This window comes from Methanolobus sp. WCC5, assembly GCF_045690325.1.
Classification (GTDB): domain Archaea; phylum Halobacteriota; class Methanosarcinia; order Methanosarcinales; family Methanosarcinaceae; genus Methanolobus.
The window spans coordinates 2,767,671-2,782,516 of record NZ_CP146981.1 but is presented as its reverse complement, the minus strand read 5'-3'; the positions used below and the strand labels follow the sequence as shown (position 1 = coordinate 2,782,516).

Sequence of the window (14,846 nt, the reverse complement as noted above, 5' to 3'; positions counted from 1 at the left end):
ACAACCTGGTAAGGATCAAATATCTGACCCATTCGTACTGGGTCAGACTTAACTCATAAACAGATTAAAACAAATAACGATTATCAGGAGGAAGCTAATGGCAAAAATGCACACCCGTAGGAAAGGCAACTCCGGACCTACAAGACCACTTCGCACCGAAGCACCCGCATGGTCAACGATGACCAGTGACGAAGTGACAAAAGTAGTGGCTGACCTGTGGAAGCAGGGTGTCAGCACAAGTGAGATCGGCATGATACTCAGGGACAAATACGGAGTACCGGATGCTAAGATCGCTACAGGCAAGAAGATAACACAGATACTCAGAGAAAATGGTGAGAAATTCGCTGTACCTGAAGATCTCTACAACCTTATCGTAAAGGCCATCGGTATGAGGAAACACATGAACTACAACCACAAGGATGTTCATAACAAACGTTCCCTCCAGAATACCGAATCCAAGATCAGAAGATTGGTCAAATACTACCAGTCCACAAAGGTCCTTCCGGCTGACTGGAAATATAAACCAGATACTGCTGAGATGCTTATCACCAGATAAGTTCATTCCGGATAATACGCGCTATTATGTTTGGCTGCGGTCAAACATAATTGTTCTTTTTTAGTACATAGTGTTTTTTTGTTCACTCCTGTTAACCAGTTGCAACTGTAGAATAAGAACTGTAGGATATACATACAAAGATTATTACTACATGGTATTGTGTGTTGTATTTTTGTAGATATAGGAATACTTGAAAAGGTAACTTATAAATTGTTTTAAAGAGCATTATATGCCATGAAAGCTATCATCCTTGCAGCCGGCGAAGGTAAAAGGTGCCGGCCTCTCACACTTACAAGATCAAAGGTAATGCTTACAGTGGCAAACAAGCCAATACTTGAACATGTTATAAACGCCCTTGTGAAGAACGATATAAGGGACATCATACTGGTAGTGGGATACAAGAAAGAACGTATCATGGACTATTTTGAGGATGGGATCAACTTCGGTGTAAAAATAGAATACATAGAACAGAAAGCCCAGATAGGTACGGCGCATGCCATTCTTCATGCACGGCAGAAGATCTCCCCGGATGAAGATGATTTCATTGTTGTCAATGGAGACAACATTATCGGACCGGAAGCAATATCCGACCTTATAAGAGGTTCAGGAGGTGATGCAACGATCCTTGCATGCAAAAAGAATGATGTCAGCGACTATGGAGTAATAGTTGCAAAAGGGAAAAATGTCAGGGAGATAATTGAAAAACCCAAGACCCTTGTAAGCCACCTGATAAACACCGGAATATATCTTTTCAGGCAGGAAATATTCGAAATGATTGAAAAGACACCTATATCGCCGACTGGTGAATATGCCATCACTGATACCCTGCAGGCAATGATAGATTCCGGGATGAGCGTGACAATGGCAGTAACGAACGCCGAATGGCTTGATGCTGCTTACTCCTGGGACCTGCTGGAAGCAAATACAATAGTACTTGGTGACCTGGAAGAAGAACTCAGAGGCGCAAAAATAGAAGATGGAGTGAACATCAAAGGAACTGTATCCATAGGAAAGAACACGACCATCAGGGCAGGATCATATATTTTGGGACCTGTTGTTATAGGAGAAAATTGCGACATCGGACCTGATGTTGTCATCCTGCCTTCTACAAGCATCGGTAGCAATGTTTCAGTTGCATCCTTCACATACATCAGGAACAGTATCCTTATGAACGACGTGCGCATCAGTACCCATAGCAATATATCCAGTTCTGTAATCGGAAGCAACGTTGCAACCGGTCCCAACTTCATAACCGAGGAAGGCAATGATATGCTTATTCAGATAGAGGGAGAACTGCAAAATGCGGAGAAACTTGGTACGATCGTGGGTGATGATGCTGAGATCGGAGGAAATGTCCTTATCCGTGCAGGAAATACTATATCCTCCAACTGTCGCATCAGTTCCGGCAAAACCATCTCAGAGGACATACCCGCCGATTCGATAGTTATCTGAGGTGATGAAAATGTGTGGGATAGTTGGATATATAGGTTCAGAGCAGGCAGTTCCCATTTTACTGGAATCGCTCAAAATGCTTGAATACAGGGGATATGATTCAGCAGGTGTCACGGTCTTTAACGGATCACTTGAGACGTACAAGATAGCAGGCAGGATAAAGGATCTGGAAACGGTCATTCCGCAGAATCTAACGGGAAACACCGGCATAGGTCATACAAGGTGGGCCACACACGGAAAACCCGAAACAAGGAACGCCCATCCACACCTGTCTTCCAATGTATCGGTTGTTCACAACGGCATCATTGAAAATTATATGGAGTTAAAGGAAAGGCTGTCAGGGCTTGGCTATGAGTTCCTGTCAGACACAGATACTGAGGTCATTGCCCATCTGTTGCATTTCAATATGAACTGTGACGGGAATAAATGCCTCCTTGATGGCCTGGCAGAAACTGTAAAAGAGCTGGAAGGTTCCTATGCTATTGCAGCTCTCTGTGCCGAAGAACCGGAAATACTGGCTTTTGCCAGAAAGGATAGCCCTCTTGTGATAGGGATAGGAGAGGGAAGCAACTATGCAGCATCCGATGTAACTGCCTTTTTACGACACACCAAAGAAGTGATCTTTATCAATGACAATGAGATCGGCCTTTTAAGGCCCGGCTCCATTGAGATATTCGATCAGGGAGGGAATCGCCTCTCCAGGGAGACGGAAACCATCGAATGGGATCTTGAGGCTGCCGAAAAGGCAGGTTACGAGCATTTCATGCTAAAAGAGATACATGAACAGCCTACTTCCATACAGAACACTTTTGCCGGCAAACTGTCAGAACTTGAAGGGACGGTAACACTTGACGAGCTCCACCTTGAGCCTGCAGAGATTAAAAGGCTGAGAAGAGTTACGATCATAGCCTGCGGAACATCGTGGAATGCAGGGATACTCGGTAAATACCTGTTTGAAAAACTGGCCGGACTTCACACCGACGTAGAGACAGCATCGGAGTTCAGGTACAGTAATCCTGTTCTTTGCGGTGAGGAACTTACCATAGCCATAACCCAGTCAGGGGAAACGGCAGATACCCTGGCTGCCGTAAGAAGTTCAAGCTCCTATGGATGCCGCAGTATCGCTATTACCAATGTTGTTGGGAGTACCATCACAAGAGAAGCTGACAGTGTGCTCTATACCAGGGCAGGACCGGAGATAGGAGTGGCTGCAACAAAGACATTCACAGCCCAGCTGATAGCACTCTATATGCTTGCGATCAATCTTGGAAGGATAAGGGGAATTATCAGTGCAAATGAGGCAAAAGATCTTATAGTTGGTATAAAACGCCTTCCGGGACAGATCCAGAAAGTCCTTGGCAGGAAAGATGTTATCAATGACTGTGCCATGCAGTTTGCAGACAAGCGTGATTACTTCTTCATAGGACGCTACCTGAACTATCCAGTGGCCCTTGAAGGTGCCCTGAAACTGAAGGAGATCTCCTACATCCATGCGGAAGGATACGCAGCAGGAGAGCTCAAACACGGACCTCTGGCACTGATCACCGAGGACACCCCGGTGGTCGCAATAGCCACTAAAGGGCACACATATGAGAAGATACTCAGCAACATCAAGGAAGTGAAGGCACGCAATGCCACTGTCATCGCTGTTGCTGATGACGATGATACTGAGATAGAAAAGTACGTTGATGTTGTGCTCCGGGTGCCTTCATCGCATGAACTGCTGGCCCCGGTGCTTTCTTCTGTGGTCCTGCAGTTGCTTTCATATTATACTGCACTGGCAAAGTATTGTTCTATCGATAAACCCAGGAACCTTGCAAAAAGTGTGACCGTTGAATGAGTTTAATGATTATGTATGATTTATGATGTATGGTTTATAGTGTATGATTTTTCTATGAGAGGATATTGAATGAGATTATTTGGTTCATCAGGCATCCGCGGTCTTGCAAATATCGAAATAACCGTGGACCTTGCCCTGAAAGTGGGCATGGCCCTTGGAAAATCTAAAAAGACTGCTGTCATTGGAAGGGATCCCCGGGTGGCCGGGGAAATGATAGAGCTGGCCGTGATTTCAGGACTGATGTCTGCCGGGTGCGATGTTGTCCGGGTGGGTCTTGTAACTACACCAACACTTGCATATGCTGCCCGTAACTATGATTGCGGTGTAATGATAACCGCATCACACAATCCTGCCGAGTATGTAGGGATCAAGCTGTGGAATCCAGATGGGATGGCATTTGATTCTGCACAGCAGGAAGAGATAGAGTCCATAATCGAAAAAGAGGATTTCGTATATGCACCATGGGACATGGTGGGAAAGGTCTCATCATATGAGAATGCAGTACGCGACCACATTGATATGATACGCAGCTACGCCAGAGGTGCACCTGTGAGGGTTGTTGTGGACTGTGGAGGAGGTGCAGGCGGAACCATTACCCCATACCTCTTAAGGGAAATGGGATGCGAGGTCATCACGCTCAACTCCCAGCTTGACGGATACTTTCCGGCACGCAACCCCGAGCCAAACGATGCAAATCTCTGGATGCTGAAAAAGGCCGTAAAGGAATTTGAAGCTGATATCGGTATCGCCCATGACGGCGATGCCGACAGGATGATGGCTGTGGATGAGAATGGCGTCTTCCTTTCAGGGGACGAAATGCTTGCCATCTTTGCACGCTATGAATGTAAAGAAAAATGCAGTCCCATGGTAGTTGTTCCTGTTGACACCTCAATGATGGTGGATGATGCACTTCCCGGTTCCAATGTTATCCACACAAGGGTCGGTGACGTATATGTGGCAGAGGAAATGAAAAAGCAGAAAGCGGATTTTGGCGGTGAGCCGTCCGGAAGCTGGATATTCCCCCGCATATCCTATTGCCCGGATGGAATCTATGCTGCAGCCTTACTTGTGGATGTGGTCGGCGAAAAGAGACTGGCTGCTCTCAGGGAAGAACTGCCTGAATATCCCACTCTAAGGAGCACAATTGCCTGTGAGAATGCAGCAAAGCAAAGGGTAATGGAAAATATCAGAACAAAACTTCAGAGCATGGGCAAGGTATCCAGTATCGATGGCATCAGGGTCGATATGGAAGATGGCTGGGTACTTGTCAGACCCTCTGGAACCGAAGCGAAGATAAGAATAACTGCACAGGCCAGAAGGAATGTTGAAGTGCTTCATGCCAGGATAGAGGATATCGTTAAGGAGTGCCTCCAATGAAAGCAGTAATACTCGCTGCCGGCGAAGGCACACGGATGAGACCGCTTACTTCGTCAAAGCCCAAAGTGATGCTTCCCATAGCTAACAAACCCATGATCGAACACACCATTAAAGCTGCCATTGATGCAGGGATCTGTGAGTTCCTCATAGTAACGGGTTACAGGGAAGATGCCATAAGGAATTATTTCAATGATGGAAGCGCCTTTGGGATCAGTATTGAATATGTACGCCAGGAAGAACAGCTTGGGACCGCAAATGCAATAGCCTGTGCAAAAGGGTATGTTGAAGGGCACTTTATTGTGCTCAACGGGGACATGCTTGTGAGCAAACAACACATCAGGAACCTCATGTCCAGAACAGAGGATGCTGTCATCAGTGTGAAGGAAGTGGAAGAACCATCCCATTTCGGCGTAATTGAGACCAGGGGGGACAATGTCATCAGGATCATAGAAAAACCCAAGGATCCGCCCACAAACCTTGCAAATGCCGGCATCTATCTTTTTGACGAGGTCGTTTTTGGCTATATCGAAAGGACCGAAAGATCAAAAAGAGGGGAATTTGAGATCACAGACTCCCTGCAAATGATGATCGATGATGGGTGCAGGGTTGGTCATGAGATACTGGCAACTGAATGGATAGACATCGGAAGGCCCTGGGACATGCTGGACGCTAACAAGGTTCTGCTTGATAATATAGATAACACCCGCGAAGGTATCATTGAACCTTATGCCACCCTGCACGGGACTGTAACGGTTGGCAGGAACAGCATTGTCCGCAACGGTGCCTATATAATCGGACCTGTCATCATAGGTGATGACTGCGATATAGGCCCAAACTGCTTCATCCGGGCTTCAACCGCCATTGGCAACAACGTTCACATAGGGAATGCCGTTGAGGTCAAGAACAGCATAATCATGGATGGAACTAAAATCGGTCACCTTTCATACCTTGGTGACAGTGTCATTGGTACTGCCTGTAATTTTGGCGCCGGGACAAAGGTAGCCAACCTCCGGCACGATAACCGGAACATAAGAACAATGGTGAAAGGAGAACTGGTGGATACCGGAAGGAGAAAGCTTGGAGTCATTATGGGCGATGAGGTCCACACCGGCATCAATACCAGCATCAATATCGGTACTATGATGGAACCGGGAAGTTCGACCATGCCTGGTGAAGTTGTGATGCACAGAGGAAAAACCAATTAAAACACATTACCAACATTGACCCGGAGACTTGGATGAACCTGAATATTGAGATGCAAAAACTTAAAAGCCTGGCAAGAGAGGCAGCAGACATCATTGAAAAGCACGAATATGTACGTATCATATCACATAACGATGCAGATGGCCTTACATCTGCAGGGATAATCTGCCAGGCACTCATGAGAAAAGGCATCCGTTTTCATACAAGCATTGTGCCCAGGCTGGATACATCTGTTGTCGAGATGGTAAAATCAAGTGCCTCAGACAATGATCTGGTCCTGTTCTGTGATATGGGCAGCGGACAGTCAGAGGTAATTTCAGATATAGAACAGGAAATAATCGTGCTCGACCACCATGTCCCGGTTGGTGATACACCTGCCCGGGTGCTTGTGAATCCTCATCTTGTGGGCATAGACGGTGCAATGCATGTATCCGGCTCCGGGACCACCTTCCTTGTGGCAATGGAAATGGAGCCAGAGAACATCGACCTGGCAGGGCTTGCCATAGCAGGTGCTGTAGGTGATAAACAGCTTTTCAGTACAATCAATGGCCATATACTGGAAGAAGCAGTCAACGCCGGGGTCATATCAGTAAAAAAGGGACTACGTATAGGTGATGGAGACCTTGCAAGAGTGTTAGAGTACACACCCGAACCATACCTTGATATCACCGGTGACCGGGAGAAGATAGATAGTTTCCTGGACATCCTGGGGCTGCATGGCAATATTGAAGACCTTGACACTGACCAGACAAAGAAACTCACATCAGCAGTTGCCCTGAAACTAGCAAAAAATGCAAGCCCAGAGGCCATTGAAGCAGCTATCGGTGATGTATACATCCTGAATAAGGAACTGGTCCCTAATGTCTATGACCTTGTTGCAATACTGAACACCTGTGGCAAGGCCGAGAAAGGAGGTATGGGACTTTCCATCTGCATGAGGGACAAGACACATCTGGAAGAGGCAAGGGATATGGCAGTTTCCCACCAGATATCCATTGTTGAGAATATCAAAAAAGGTATGGATATGGTCAAAAAAGGAAAAAGCATCGGTTACCTGATAGGAGAGGACATGGAATCCACCGGAATGATAGCCAGCACCTTTGTCAGGTATGTTGACCCTGAAATGCCATTCGTTGCCGTGAACCAGGTGGATGAACTGGTGAAGGTTTCTGCAAGGGGCACCCGTGCACTTGTGGAAAAGGGACTTGACCTTTCATTTGCACTCCGGGAGGCTGCAAAACAGGTGGGTGGTGAGGGCGGTGGACACAATGTTGCATCCGGTGCCTCGATACCCCCTGGAACTGCAGAAGAGTTCATTGCCAAAGTCGATGAGATAGTCGCTGAACAACTCCCAAAACAGGAGAAGGCTGAATGAAAATTACTACAACTATCGAATTTAAGGATGAAGGTGCCATGCAGGTTGCAAAGAGAATTGCAAATTCCCTGGCTCCTGATAACCTGACAAACATGCATACTGAGATCACAGAAGATGCTGTATCCATCCACATCTCAACGGAGCGCATCGGTTCACTGATAGCTACGGTGGATGACCTCCTTATGAACGCAAAGATAGCAGAAGAGATAGCCAGGGACCTTGAAGAATAAAAATGGCCCCTATTTTTGATGCTTTTTTGTAAGTAATTTTTTTGTAAGTAATATAGATGGATCTATTCCCATAAATGCCTGTTATTATCGATCAGTGCATTCTGTTCCTCGATCCTTGAGCGCTGGTATATAAGAGCAGCCGGGTGATAGATCTTAAGGAGGGTGTATTTTCCTTCCACTGTTTTTGGAACTCCCCACTCCAGTTTTTCACCATTACAAAATGCCTTTTCTGCAGTGTTTCCAAGCAGGATGATTACCTTAGGACCAAGCAGTTCTATCTGTGCTTCAAGAAATGGTTTACATGCCCTGATCTCACTTTTCAGGGGATTGCGGTTTTTAGGGGGGCGGCACTTGATAGTATTTATAACGGCATAGTCATCACCTGAAAGCCCCATGTACTCTATCATGCTATCGAGGTTCCTGCCTGCCCTGCCACAGAAAGGGACACCTGTTTCATCTTCGTTCTTGCCGGGTGCCTCGCCTACAAAAACAACCCCGGGACTTTTGGAACCTTTGCTGATCACCTTGTTGCTTACAGTTTCATGAAGCTGACAGTCTGTGCACTCAAGTATTTCCTTTTCAACAGCTTCAAAACCCTGTTCCACAAGTTCACTTACTGACCTGACTGCCATATGATCACTGTTCCAATCTTAGTTTCGAATTTTGTTTTTTATCCTTATTCATGTTTCTGTTTTTCTGCCTGCAATGCTTCCATGAAGCGTATCTGCTCTGAAATGAATGTGTTGTATGGTGCATCGATTCCCAGTTCCTTTGCCCTTGATACTATTGCTCCGTTAAGGAAATCGATCTCGGTCTTCCTGCCGGATGAGATGTCCTGGTACATGGAGGAATGATGATCTGCTGTGTTGGGCAGCTGGAAATCATGCAGGAAAGCAAGATACTCATCTGCTGCTTTCCAGGGAAGCACAACTGTTTCTGCTTCAGTGACCATGAAAGCTTCTTTCACAATATTCTCAATGATACTCCATGCATGTGAATTCGCAAGTTTCCCATAGGAAACACCCATCACAGCACCAAGGGGATTGAGTGCGGAATTGTAAAGGACCTTGGACCAGACCGAACTCATAATGTTCTCTGTTCCGCTAACCCTGATTCCTGCACTTTTTATCAGTTCAACAAGCCTGAGAACACTTTCATCGAGCCCGGAAGGGAATCTTCCAAGGTTCATAGGTCCGGTTTCCACTGAAACATGTATCTGTGCATCACCTGTCCATTCAAATCCGGTTATTATAGTGCCACCTATTACCTTATCAGTATACTTTGCAATGATTTCCTCATTTCCAATGCCGTTTTGCATACTGACGACTTCCCTGCCTTTAATGATATCTGCAAACTGCCCGCATATTGATTCGGTTGCAGTGGACTTTGAAGAAATGAGAATATAATCGTAATCATCTTCCGGGGCATCTTCAGAACAGCTGAATTTACAGCTTGCCTCACCCCAGATGCCTGTCATCTTAAAACCTTCAGAGTTTATCCTGTCAGCGTGCCTCTGGCGGCAGACGGCATGTACATCACAAACAGAAGATAATTTAGCAGCAAGTGTCAGACCCACTGCACCTGCACCTAATATCAGGATTTTCATAGAGCACCTCTTTTTTTGCTTTAGATGCTTTTTTCCGTTAAAAGAATAACTCTTGGAGAATAACCAATTAAGAGAAGCTCTTAATTAGCAAAAGATACATCATGCATAAAGTAACCAGAGAGCTGGAAATTGCAAGTGATCTTCACAAAAAGCCACAAAAAACAGTTATAGCTGCTTTATTACCACACATCATGATAATACACAGGAATGGAAATCCATGGAAGCAAAGAAAAGAGATGAATGCTGTCCGGCAGAGAAACCGGAGGGTGCAGGAATTGCAATTGAGTTCAAATTCAGGCTGGAGTGTTCACTTAAGACAAGTGCTGATGCCAGCAAGGCAACTGAGATTGTAGGCGCATACATTGAAGAAGCAAACAAAACCATTCTTACCAAAGGTGCTCCTGAGGGGCAGGGTGCAAAGGTCACAGCATGGAGTGTTGAAGGTGACAGGATAAAACTGATCATTGAGTCCGGGAGGCATGTACGTGTCCATGATGCTCTGCTGCGTATGAGAAAACCTCTTGCAGGAAAGCTCGGTCAGGAATTTAAGATAGGTATCCGTGGAGTTGAGGTCGGTTCATACACAATAGAAGTTCCTTCTGAAAAAGAACTTCCACCAATGAAGATCCCTTACGTTGCAGAAATGAGCTATGCTCAAGGTATTCTGAAACTCGTCCTTGATGTTGATGAATCGGCCATGTCAAACCGTGTGCCTGACAGGATACTGTCCCTGATGGAAGATAAGATAGAGCAGCATTCCTATGGCGGGAAGACCGAGCACTGGAACGTGCTCTGGCAGAGCGGGAAAAAGGAGCATAAGTTTACAGAAGATCCCACCAAAGCCATGATGGAAGCAGGCTGGCTCAAGAGAGGTGCCAGCAGGGGACAGTGGATACATGGCCCCCAGTCCACAAAGATGTTCAGGACATTTGAGAGAATAGTGCTTGAAGAGCTGCTTGGACCTCTGGGATACAGGGAAATGATCTTCCCAAAACTCGTACCATGGGAAGTGTGGCAGAAATCCGGGCATGCAAAGGGTGTTTATCCGGAGATATATTATGTATGCCCCCCAAAGACCAGGGACCCGGAATTCTGGGAAGAGGTAATCGACCATTACAAAGTAACACTGGAAGTGCCCACTTCCCTTATCAAGGAAAAGATAGGCGACCCCATCGGTGGAATGTGTTATGCGCAGTGTCCTCCCTTCTGGACATACCTGCAGGGCGAAACGATACCCACCGATGAGTTTCCTGTAAAGGTCTTTGACAGGTCCGGTACATCACACAGATATGAGAGTGGCGGTATCCACGGTATGGAAAGAGTGGACGAGTTCCACAGGATAGAGATAGTCTGGGTAGGCACAAAGGAACAGGTCATCAAAGCTGCCAATGAACTGCACGACAGGTACATGCATATCTTCAATGAGATACTAGACCTGGAATGGAGAAAAGCATGGGTTACCCCATGGTTCATGGCACAGGAAGGTCTTACCGGAGTTGCCAAGCAGACTGAGGCCGGTACAACTGACTATGAAGCATTCCTGCCTTACCGTGGTGAAGATGCCGAATGGCTGGAATTCCAGAATGTCAGTGTGAATGGAAACAAGTATCCATCCGGATTCAATGTCAAATGCCAGTCCGGTGAGGAACTGTGGTCCGGATGCTCAGGTGTCGGGCTTGAGAGATGGGCCTCCGCCTTCTTTGCACAGAAAGGACTAGACCCTGCGAACTGGCCGGAAGAGTTCAGGAAAAGAGCAGGAGAGATCCCGGAAGGTATCAGGTTCCTCTGATCCTTCTTTTTTACCCTTCCTGTAATAATGCTATCACGACTTTCCCATTCACAGTTCCATTGCGCTGGTATTCCAGAGCCTGTGCTGCCTCATCCAGAGGGAACACCCTGTCGATACTGACCCTGATCACTCCATTGTCAAAGAGCCGGGACAGCTCCCGGAGGCTGTCACTGGTGATCCTTGTTGATTGGGCCAGTGAATTAACCTGATACCTGTCCATCAGTTCCTTATCCGGCTGTTCAAGCATTGAAACGATAATTCCTCCTTTCCTGAGTACCTGGAACGATCTCCTGTAAGTTTCCGTGCCCACCGTGTCAAAGACTGCATCATACTCTTGTAGCTTCTCTTCAAATATCTCGCCCTTGTAGTCGATTACCTCATCAGCCCCGAGGTCTTCCAGATACAAAGCCCTGTCTCTCCTGGCAGTGGTCGCTACATAGGCACCCATGTGTTTTGCTATCTGGATTGCCATTGAGCCGATACCGCCGGAACCGCCGTGTATGAGTATCTTCTGTCCTTTCTGCAATTTCATTTTCTTGGAAAGGACATCCAATGCACTCACACCCACAAGAGGCAATGCAGCAGCTTCTTGATAGCTTGCCTTTTCCGGCTTCATGGCTAACAGGTTCTCACCGGTGGATACGAACTGCGCAAAAGTCCCCGAACCCCCGGAGAGGAAGAGGCCGCTGCCATACACGGAATCACCTTTTTGATATTGCACTACGCCTTCACCGGTCTCAACAACAGTCCCTGCGAAATCTCCGCCAATCGTGATAGGAAAACTGAATTTCCGGGTCTGGTTCACGTATCCTTCACGTATCTTCCAGTCAAAAGGATTCACACCTGCTGCATGGACCTTCACAAGGATCTTTCCGGGAGAGATCTCAGGCATCCCTGCATTGTTGTTTATCATAACAACATCTGTTCCGTACTCATTTATCTGGGCGGCTTTCATATTCACTCCTCCTGCTAAACCTAGAAACATATTCAACTAATATTACGCATGGTTGTTTACACAGAAAAGACTAACTGTTAAAGGAAGATGACGACAAGTTCCCCCGAAGACTTTCCTGTCCTCATTTCCCCATGTCTTGCTTTGTCTTGCGGAGGAGGTCGATGAAATCCTTTGTTTCTCTTTTCACATCATCGCTGCAGACTATGGCCGAGATGGCAACCAGGCTGTCAGCACCTCCCCGGACCACGCTCACGCAGTTTTCCTTATTGATCCCTCCAATCGCTACTATGGGAATGTTCAGGGAATCCTTCACTTCCCTTATCCTTTCCGGGCCAATGCCTTTTCCTGCATCCTTTTTGGTGGATGTGTCAAATATGGGACTGAGACCTACATAATCAGCACCGTTTCGCTGGGCTTCAAGAGCCTCACTGAGATCATGGACTGTAAGCCCGATAATCTTTTCAGGACCAAGGAGCTTGCGTGCAACACCAATGGGCATGTCATCCTGGCCAATGTGGACACCGTCCGCATCTATTGCAAGGGCTACATCAACACGATCGTTGACAAGGAATATTGCCTCGTTACCGCACAGTTCCTTTATCTTCGCTGCTTCATGGATCATATCCCTTGTACTCATATTCTTCTCCCTGTACTGTATGATCCGGCATCCTGCAGCAAGTGCATTCTCCACATCCGACAGGGTTCCTTTTCTGGATAGCTTCGAATCTGTCACAAGATAGAAGTCTATATGCCTGAGCAATGATCTTTTATGTTCCATTTCAACTCAGCACTCTTCAACATTCATCATTGACTGCGCCTTCTCATCTGAAAGAGCGGATACCTCGTCGTAGAAATACATCTTGAATGTTCCGGGACCTTCAGACCTTGAAGCCGCAAGCTCTCCTGCTATGCCAAAGTAGCATAGCGCATCCTTTGCAGCTTCACAGTGATCAGGATTCACTGCAGCAAAAGAAGCGATCACAGATGCAGCCATGCAGCCGGTACCTACTATGGAGCCCATCAGCTCATGGCCGTTCCTGACAACAAAGGTCCTTTTTCCATCACTGATAATATCTTCTTTGCCCGTCATAACAACGACACATGATCTGGATCTTGCAAATCCTGCTGCTATCTGTTTAGGATCCGCATCTATAGATGTTGCCTCCACACCTCTGGTCTGGGCGTTCTCACCGGCCAGTTTTGCGATCTCGGAGTAGTTACCTTTGATTATGTCCACATGGACAGAACCAAGTATATTTGCTGCCATATCATCCCTGAATTTTGTGGCACCTACACCTACTGCATCAAGTACTACAGGGATGTCCTTATCATTTGCAGCGCCTGCAGAAATGATCATGCAATCGATAAGCTCGGTTGTAAGGGTACCGATATTCAGCACAAGCGCAGACGAGATACTCGTCATATCTGCACACTCCTGTGGAGCATGAGCCATTACAGGAAGAGCGCCCATTGCTCTTGTCATATTCGCACAATCATATATGGTCACCCAGTTGGTTATGTGGTGAACCAGTGGTTTTGTATCTCTTATTTTTTGGAGTGGGTGGTTCATCGAACATCTCCTTTTTATTCCTTATTTATGCGTAAACAACCTGTTCGTAAATATTCCTGAAGGTATATTTACAATTGTGAATGAGCTAGAGAGGTATTTATACATAAAATACTTTATGACACTTCAAATCGCTCAATGGTTTCACGGCGGGCCTTAACCGATTTCTTTATATATGGATATGCATACTATAGAGAGCCAATTTATCAGTGCATACCTTATTTCAGAATCATATTATGACAGCTCGTTGAATAATCACATATATCACTATATCATCAAATCACAATCATTCGGAGGAATTACTTGGCAAGGAAAGTGCAGAGAAAGTTAGACAAATGGAAGTCAAAGACATGGTACAACGTTGAAACACCGGAATTTATCAGCAGGACAAACATTGGTGTCACACCTGCGGAAACGCCGGAGCAACTCATCGGTCGTATTGTGGAGACCACTGTCGGCGAAATTGCTAACGATTTCACAAAGCATAACACAAAGCTCAGGCTCGAGATCAATGATGTCAACGGTGACATCGCAAACACAAGATTCCTTGGGCACGAGATAACCACAGATTACCTGCGCTCCATTGTAAAGCGCCAGACCTCAAGGATAGATGCAAACCTGGATGTTACAACAAAGGACGGATATGTTATCAGGGTAAAACCTATCTGCTTCACTGTCAAAAGGGCAAGGACAAGCCAGATAAAAGGCATCAGGGAAGTTATGAACATTATTGTCAAAGAACGTGCAGCAGAACTTAACTTTGAGCAGTTTATCGAAGAGGCCATCATGGGCAAGCTTTCTGCAAACATCTACAGGAACGCAAAATCCATCTACCCGCTTAGAAGGGTTGAGATCAGGAAGACAGAAGTAAAGGCTGTCCCCGCAAAAGCCTGAAC

14 protein-coding genes are annotated in these 14,846 nt (G+C 46.3%); 9 read left to right on the top strand and 5 right to left on the bottom strand.

Annotated elements, in window-relative coordinates; all coding sequences use genetic code 11:
- The first annotated feature begins 97 nt into the window (after positions 1 to 97).
- From V7O64_RS13450 to V7O64_RS13420, 7 genes are all read left to right on the top strand, one after another.
- The gene (locus tag V7O64_RS13450) at positions 98 to 556 is read left to right on the top strand and encodes a 30S ribosomal protein S15 (RefSeq protein WP_407355883.1); all 459 of its coding nucleotides are present in this window, start codon (positions 98 to 100) and stop codon (positions 554 to 556) included.
- Positions 557 to 790: 234 nt separating this feature from the next.
- A complete protein-coding gene (gene glmU / locus V7O64_RS13445) occupies positions 791 to 2,008 on the top strand; it encodes a bifunctional sugar-1-phosphate nucleotidylyltransferase/acetyltransferase (protein ID WP_407355882.1) in 1,218 nt (405 codons plus the stop codon).
- Between the two features lie 10 nt (positions 2,009 to 2,018).
- The gene (glmS, locus tag V7O64_RS13440) at positions 2,019 to 3,848 is read left to right on the top strand and encodes a glutamine--fructose-6-phosphate transaminase (isomerizing) (RefSeq protein WP_407355881.1); all 1,830 of its coding nucleotides are present in this window, start codon (positions 2,019 to 2,021) and stop codon (positions 3,846 to 3,848) included.
- 69 nt (positions 3,849 to 3,917) lie between these two features.
- Positions 3,918 to 5,225, top strand: coding sequence for a phosphoglucosamine mutase (gene glmM, locus V7O64_RS13435; protein WP_407355880.1), 1,308 nt, complete (start codon positions 3,918 to 3,920; stop codon positions 5,223 to 5,225).
- The gene (gene glmU, locus V7O64_RS13430; RefSeq protein WP_407355879.1) at positions 5,222 to 6,430 is read left to right on the top strand and encodes a bifunctional sugar-1-phosphate nucleotidylyltransferase/acetyltransferase; all 1,209 of its coding nucleotides are present in this window, start codon (positions 5,222 to 5,224) and stop codon (positions 6,428 to 6,430) included. The genes glmM and glmU (V7O64_RS13430) overlap by 4 nt, the downstream gene beginning before the upstream one ends.
- 32 nt (positions 6,431 to 6,462) lie before the next feature.
- Complete coding sequence (locus V7O64_RS13425; protein WP_407355878.1) at positions 6,463 to 7,803, top strand: DHHA1 domain-containing protein; 1,341 nt, start codon at positions 6,463 to 6,465, stop codon at positions 7,801 to 7,803.
- Positions 7,800 to 8,033 (top strand): KEOPS complex subunit Pcc1, encoded by a 234-nt coding sequence (locus V7O64_RS13420; RefSeq protein WP_407355877.1) that lies wholly within the window; start codon positions 7,800 to 7,802, stop codon positions 8,031 to 8,033. The genes V7O64_RS13425 and V7O64_RS13420 overlap by 4 nt, the downstream gene beginning before the upstream one ends.
- Positions 8,034 to 8,095: 62 nt before the next feature.
- Here V7O64_RS13420 and V7O64_RS13415 read toward each other — a convergent pair whose 3' ends face one another.
- On the bottom strand, positions 8,096 to 8,665 hold the full coding sequence (locus tag V7O64_RS13415; RefSeq protein WP_407355876.1) for a uracil-DNA glycosylase: 570 nt from the start codon (positions 8,663 to 8,665) through the stop codon (positions 8,096 to 8,098).
- A 44-nt stretch (positions 8,666 to 8,709) separates the two neighbouring features.
- Complete coding sequence (locus V7O64_RS13410; protein ID WP_407355875.1) at positions 8,710 to 9,639, bottom strand: ketopantoate reductase family protein; 930 nt, start codon at positions 9,637 to 9,639, stop codon at positions 8,710 to 8,712.
- Between the two features lie 217 nt (positions 9,640 to 9,856).
- Between V7O64_RS13410 and V7O64_RS13405 the strand changes: the two genes are divergently transcribed.
- The gene (locus tag V7O64_RS13405) at positions 9,857 to 11,428 is read left to right on the top strand and encodes a serine--tRNA ligase (protein ID WP_407355874.1); all 1,572 of its coding nucleotides are present in this window, start codon (positions 9,857 to 9,859) and stop codon (positions 11,426 to 11,428) included.
- A gap of 10 nt (positions 11,429 to 11,438) precedes the next feature.
- On the opposite strand, the gene V7O64_RS13400 is transcribed toward V7O64_RS13405, so the two are convergent.
- The 3 genes from V7O64_RS13400 to thiM all read right to left on the bottom strand — a co-directional run bounded on the left by V7O64_RS13400 (position 11,439) and on the right by thiM (position 13,953).
- Positions 11,439 to 12,383, bottom strand: coding sequence for an NADP-dependent oxidoreductase (locus tag V7O64_RS13400; RefSeq protein ID WP_407355873.1), 945 nt, complete (start codon positions 12,381 to 12,383; stop codon positions 11,439 to 11,441).
- Positions 12,384 to 12,504: 121 nt separating this feature from the next.
- Positions 12,505 to 13,161 (bottom strand): thiamine phosphate synthase, encoded by a 657-nt coding sequence (thiE, locus tag V7O64_RS13395; protein ID WP_407355872.1) that lies wholly within the window; start codon positions 13,159 to 13,161, stop codon positions 12,505 to 12,507.
- Between the two features lie 6 nt (positions 13,162 to 13,167).
- Positions 13,168 to 13,953, bottom strand: a complete 786-nt coding sequence (gene thiM / locus V7O64_RS13390) for a hydroxyethylthiazole kinase (protein WP_407355871.1) — start codon at positions 13,951 to 13,953, stop codon at positions 13,168 to 13,170.
- A 300-nt stretch (positions 13,954 to 14,253) separates the two neighbouring features.
- Here thiM and V7O64_RS13385 point away from each other — a divergent pair, with 300 nt between their 5' ends.
- Positions 14,254 to 14,844, top strand: coding sequence for a 30S ribosomal protein S3ae (locus V7O64_RS13385; RefSeq protein ID WP_407355870.1), 591 nt, complete (start codon positions 14,254 to 14,256; stop codon positions 14,842 to 14,844).
- Positions 14,845 to 14,846 lie beyond the last annotated feature (2 nt).

Excerpts from the sequence above, each read along its gene's own strand:
- V7O64_RS13450 (WP_407355883.1), top strand. The coding sequence starts at position 98 with ATGGCAAAAATGCACACCCGTAGGAAAGGCAACTCCGGACCTACAAGA.
- glmU (WP_407355882.1), top strand. The coding sequence starts at position 791 with ATGAAAGCTATCATCCTTGCAGCCGGCGAAGGTAAAAGGTGCCGGCCT.
- glmS (WP_407355881.1), top strand. The coding sequence starts at position 2,019 with ATGTGTGGGATAGTTGGATATATAGGTTCAGAGCAGGCAGTTCCCATT.
- glmM (WP_407355880.1), top strand. The coding sequence starts at position 3,918 with ATGAGATTATTTGGTTCATCAGGCATCCGCGGTCTTGCAAATATCGAA.
- glmU (WP_407355879.1), top strand. The coding sequence starts at position 5,222 with ATGAAAGCAGTAATACTCGCTGCCGGCGAAGGCACACGGATGAGACCG.
- V7O64_RS13425 (WP_407355878.1), top strand. The coding sequence starts at position 6,463 with ATGAACCTGAATATTGAGATGCAAAAACTTAAAAGCCTGGCAAGAGAG.
- V7O64_RS13420 (WP_407355877.1), top strand. The coding sequence starts at position 7,800 with ATGAAAATTACTACAACTATCGAATTTAAGGATGAAGGTGCCATGCAG.
- V7O64_RS13415 (WP_407355876.1), bottom strand. The coding sequence starts at position 8,665 with ATGGCAGTCAGGTCAGTAAGTGAACTTGTGGAACAGGGTTTTGAAGCT.
- V7O64_RS13410 (WP_407355875.1), bottom strand. The coding sequence starts at position 9,639 with ATGAAAATCCTGATATTAGGTGCAGGTGCAGTGGGTCTGACACTTGCT.
- V7O64_RS13405 (WP_407355874.1), top strand. The coding sequence starts at position 9,857 with ATGGAAGCAAAGAAAAGAGATGAATGCTGTCCGGCAGAGAAACCGGAG.
- V7O64_RS13400 (WP_407355873.1), bottom strand. The coding sequence starts at position 12,383 with ATGAAAGCCGCCCAGATAAATGAGTACGGAACAGATGTTGTTATGATA.
- thiE (WP_407355872.1), bottom strand. The coding sequence starts at position 13,161 with ATGGAACATAAAAGATCATTGCTCAGGCATATAGACTTCTATCTTGTG.
- thiM (WP_407355871.1), bottom strand. The coding sequence starts at position 13,953 with ATGAACCACCCACTCCAAAAAATAAGAGATACAAAACCACTGGTTCAC.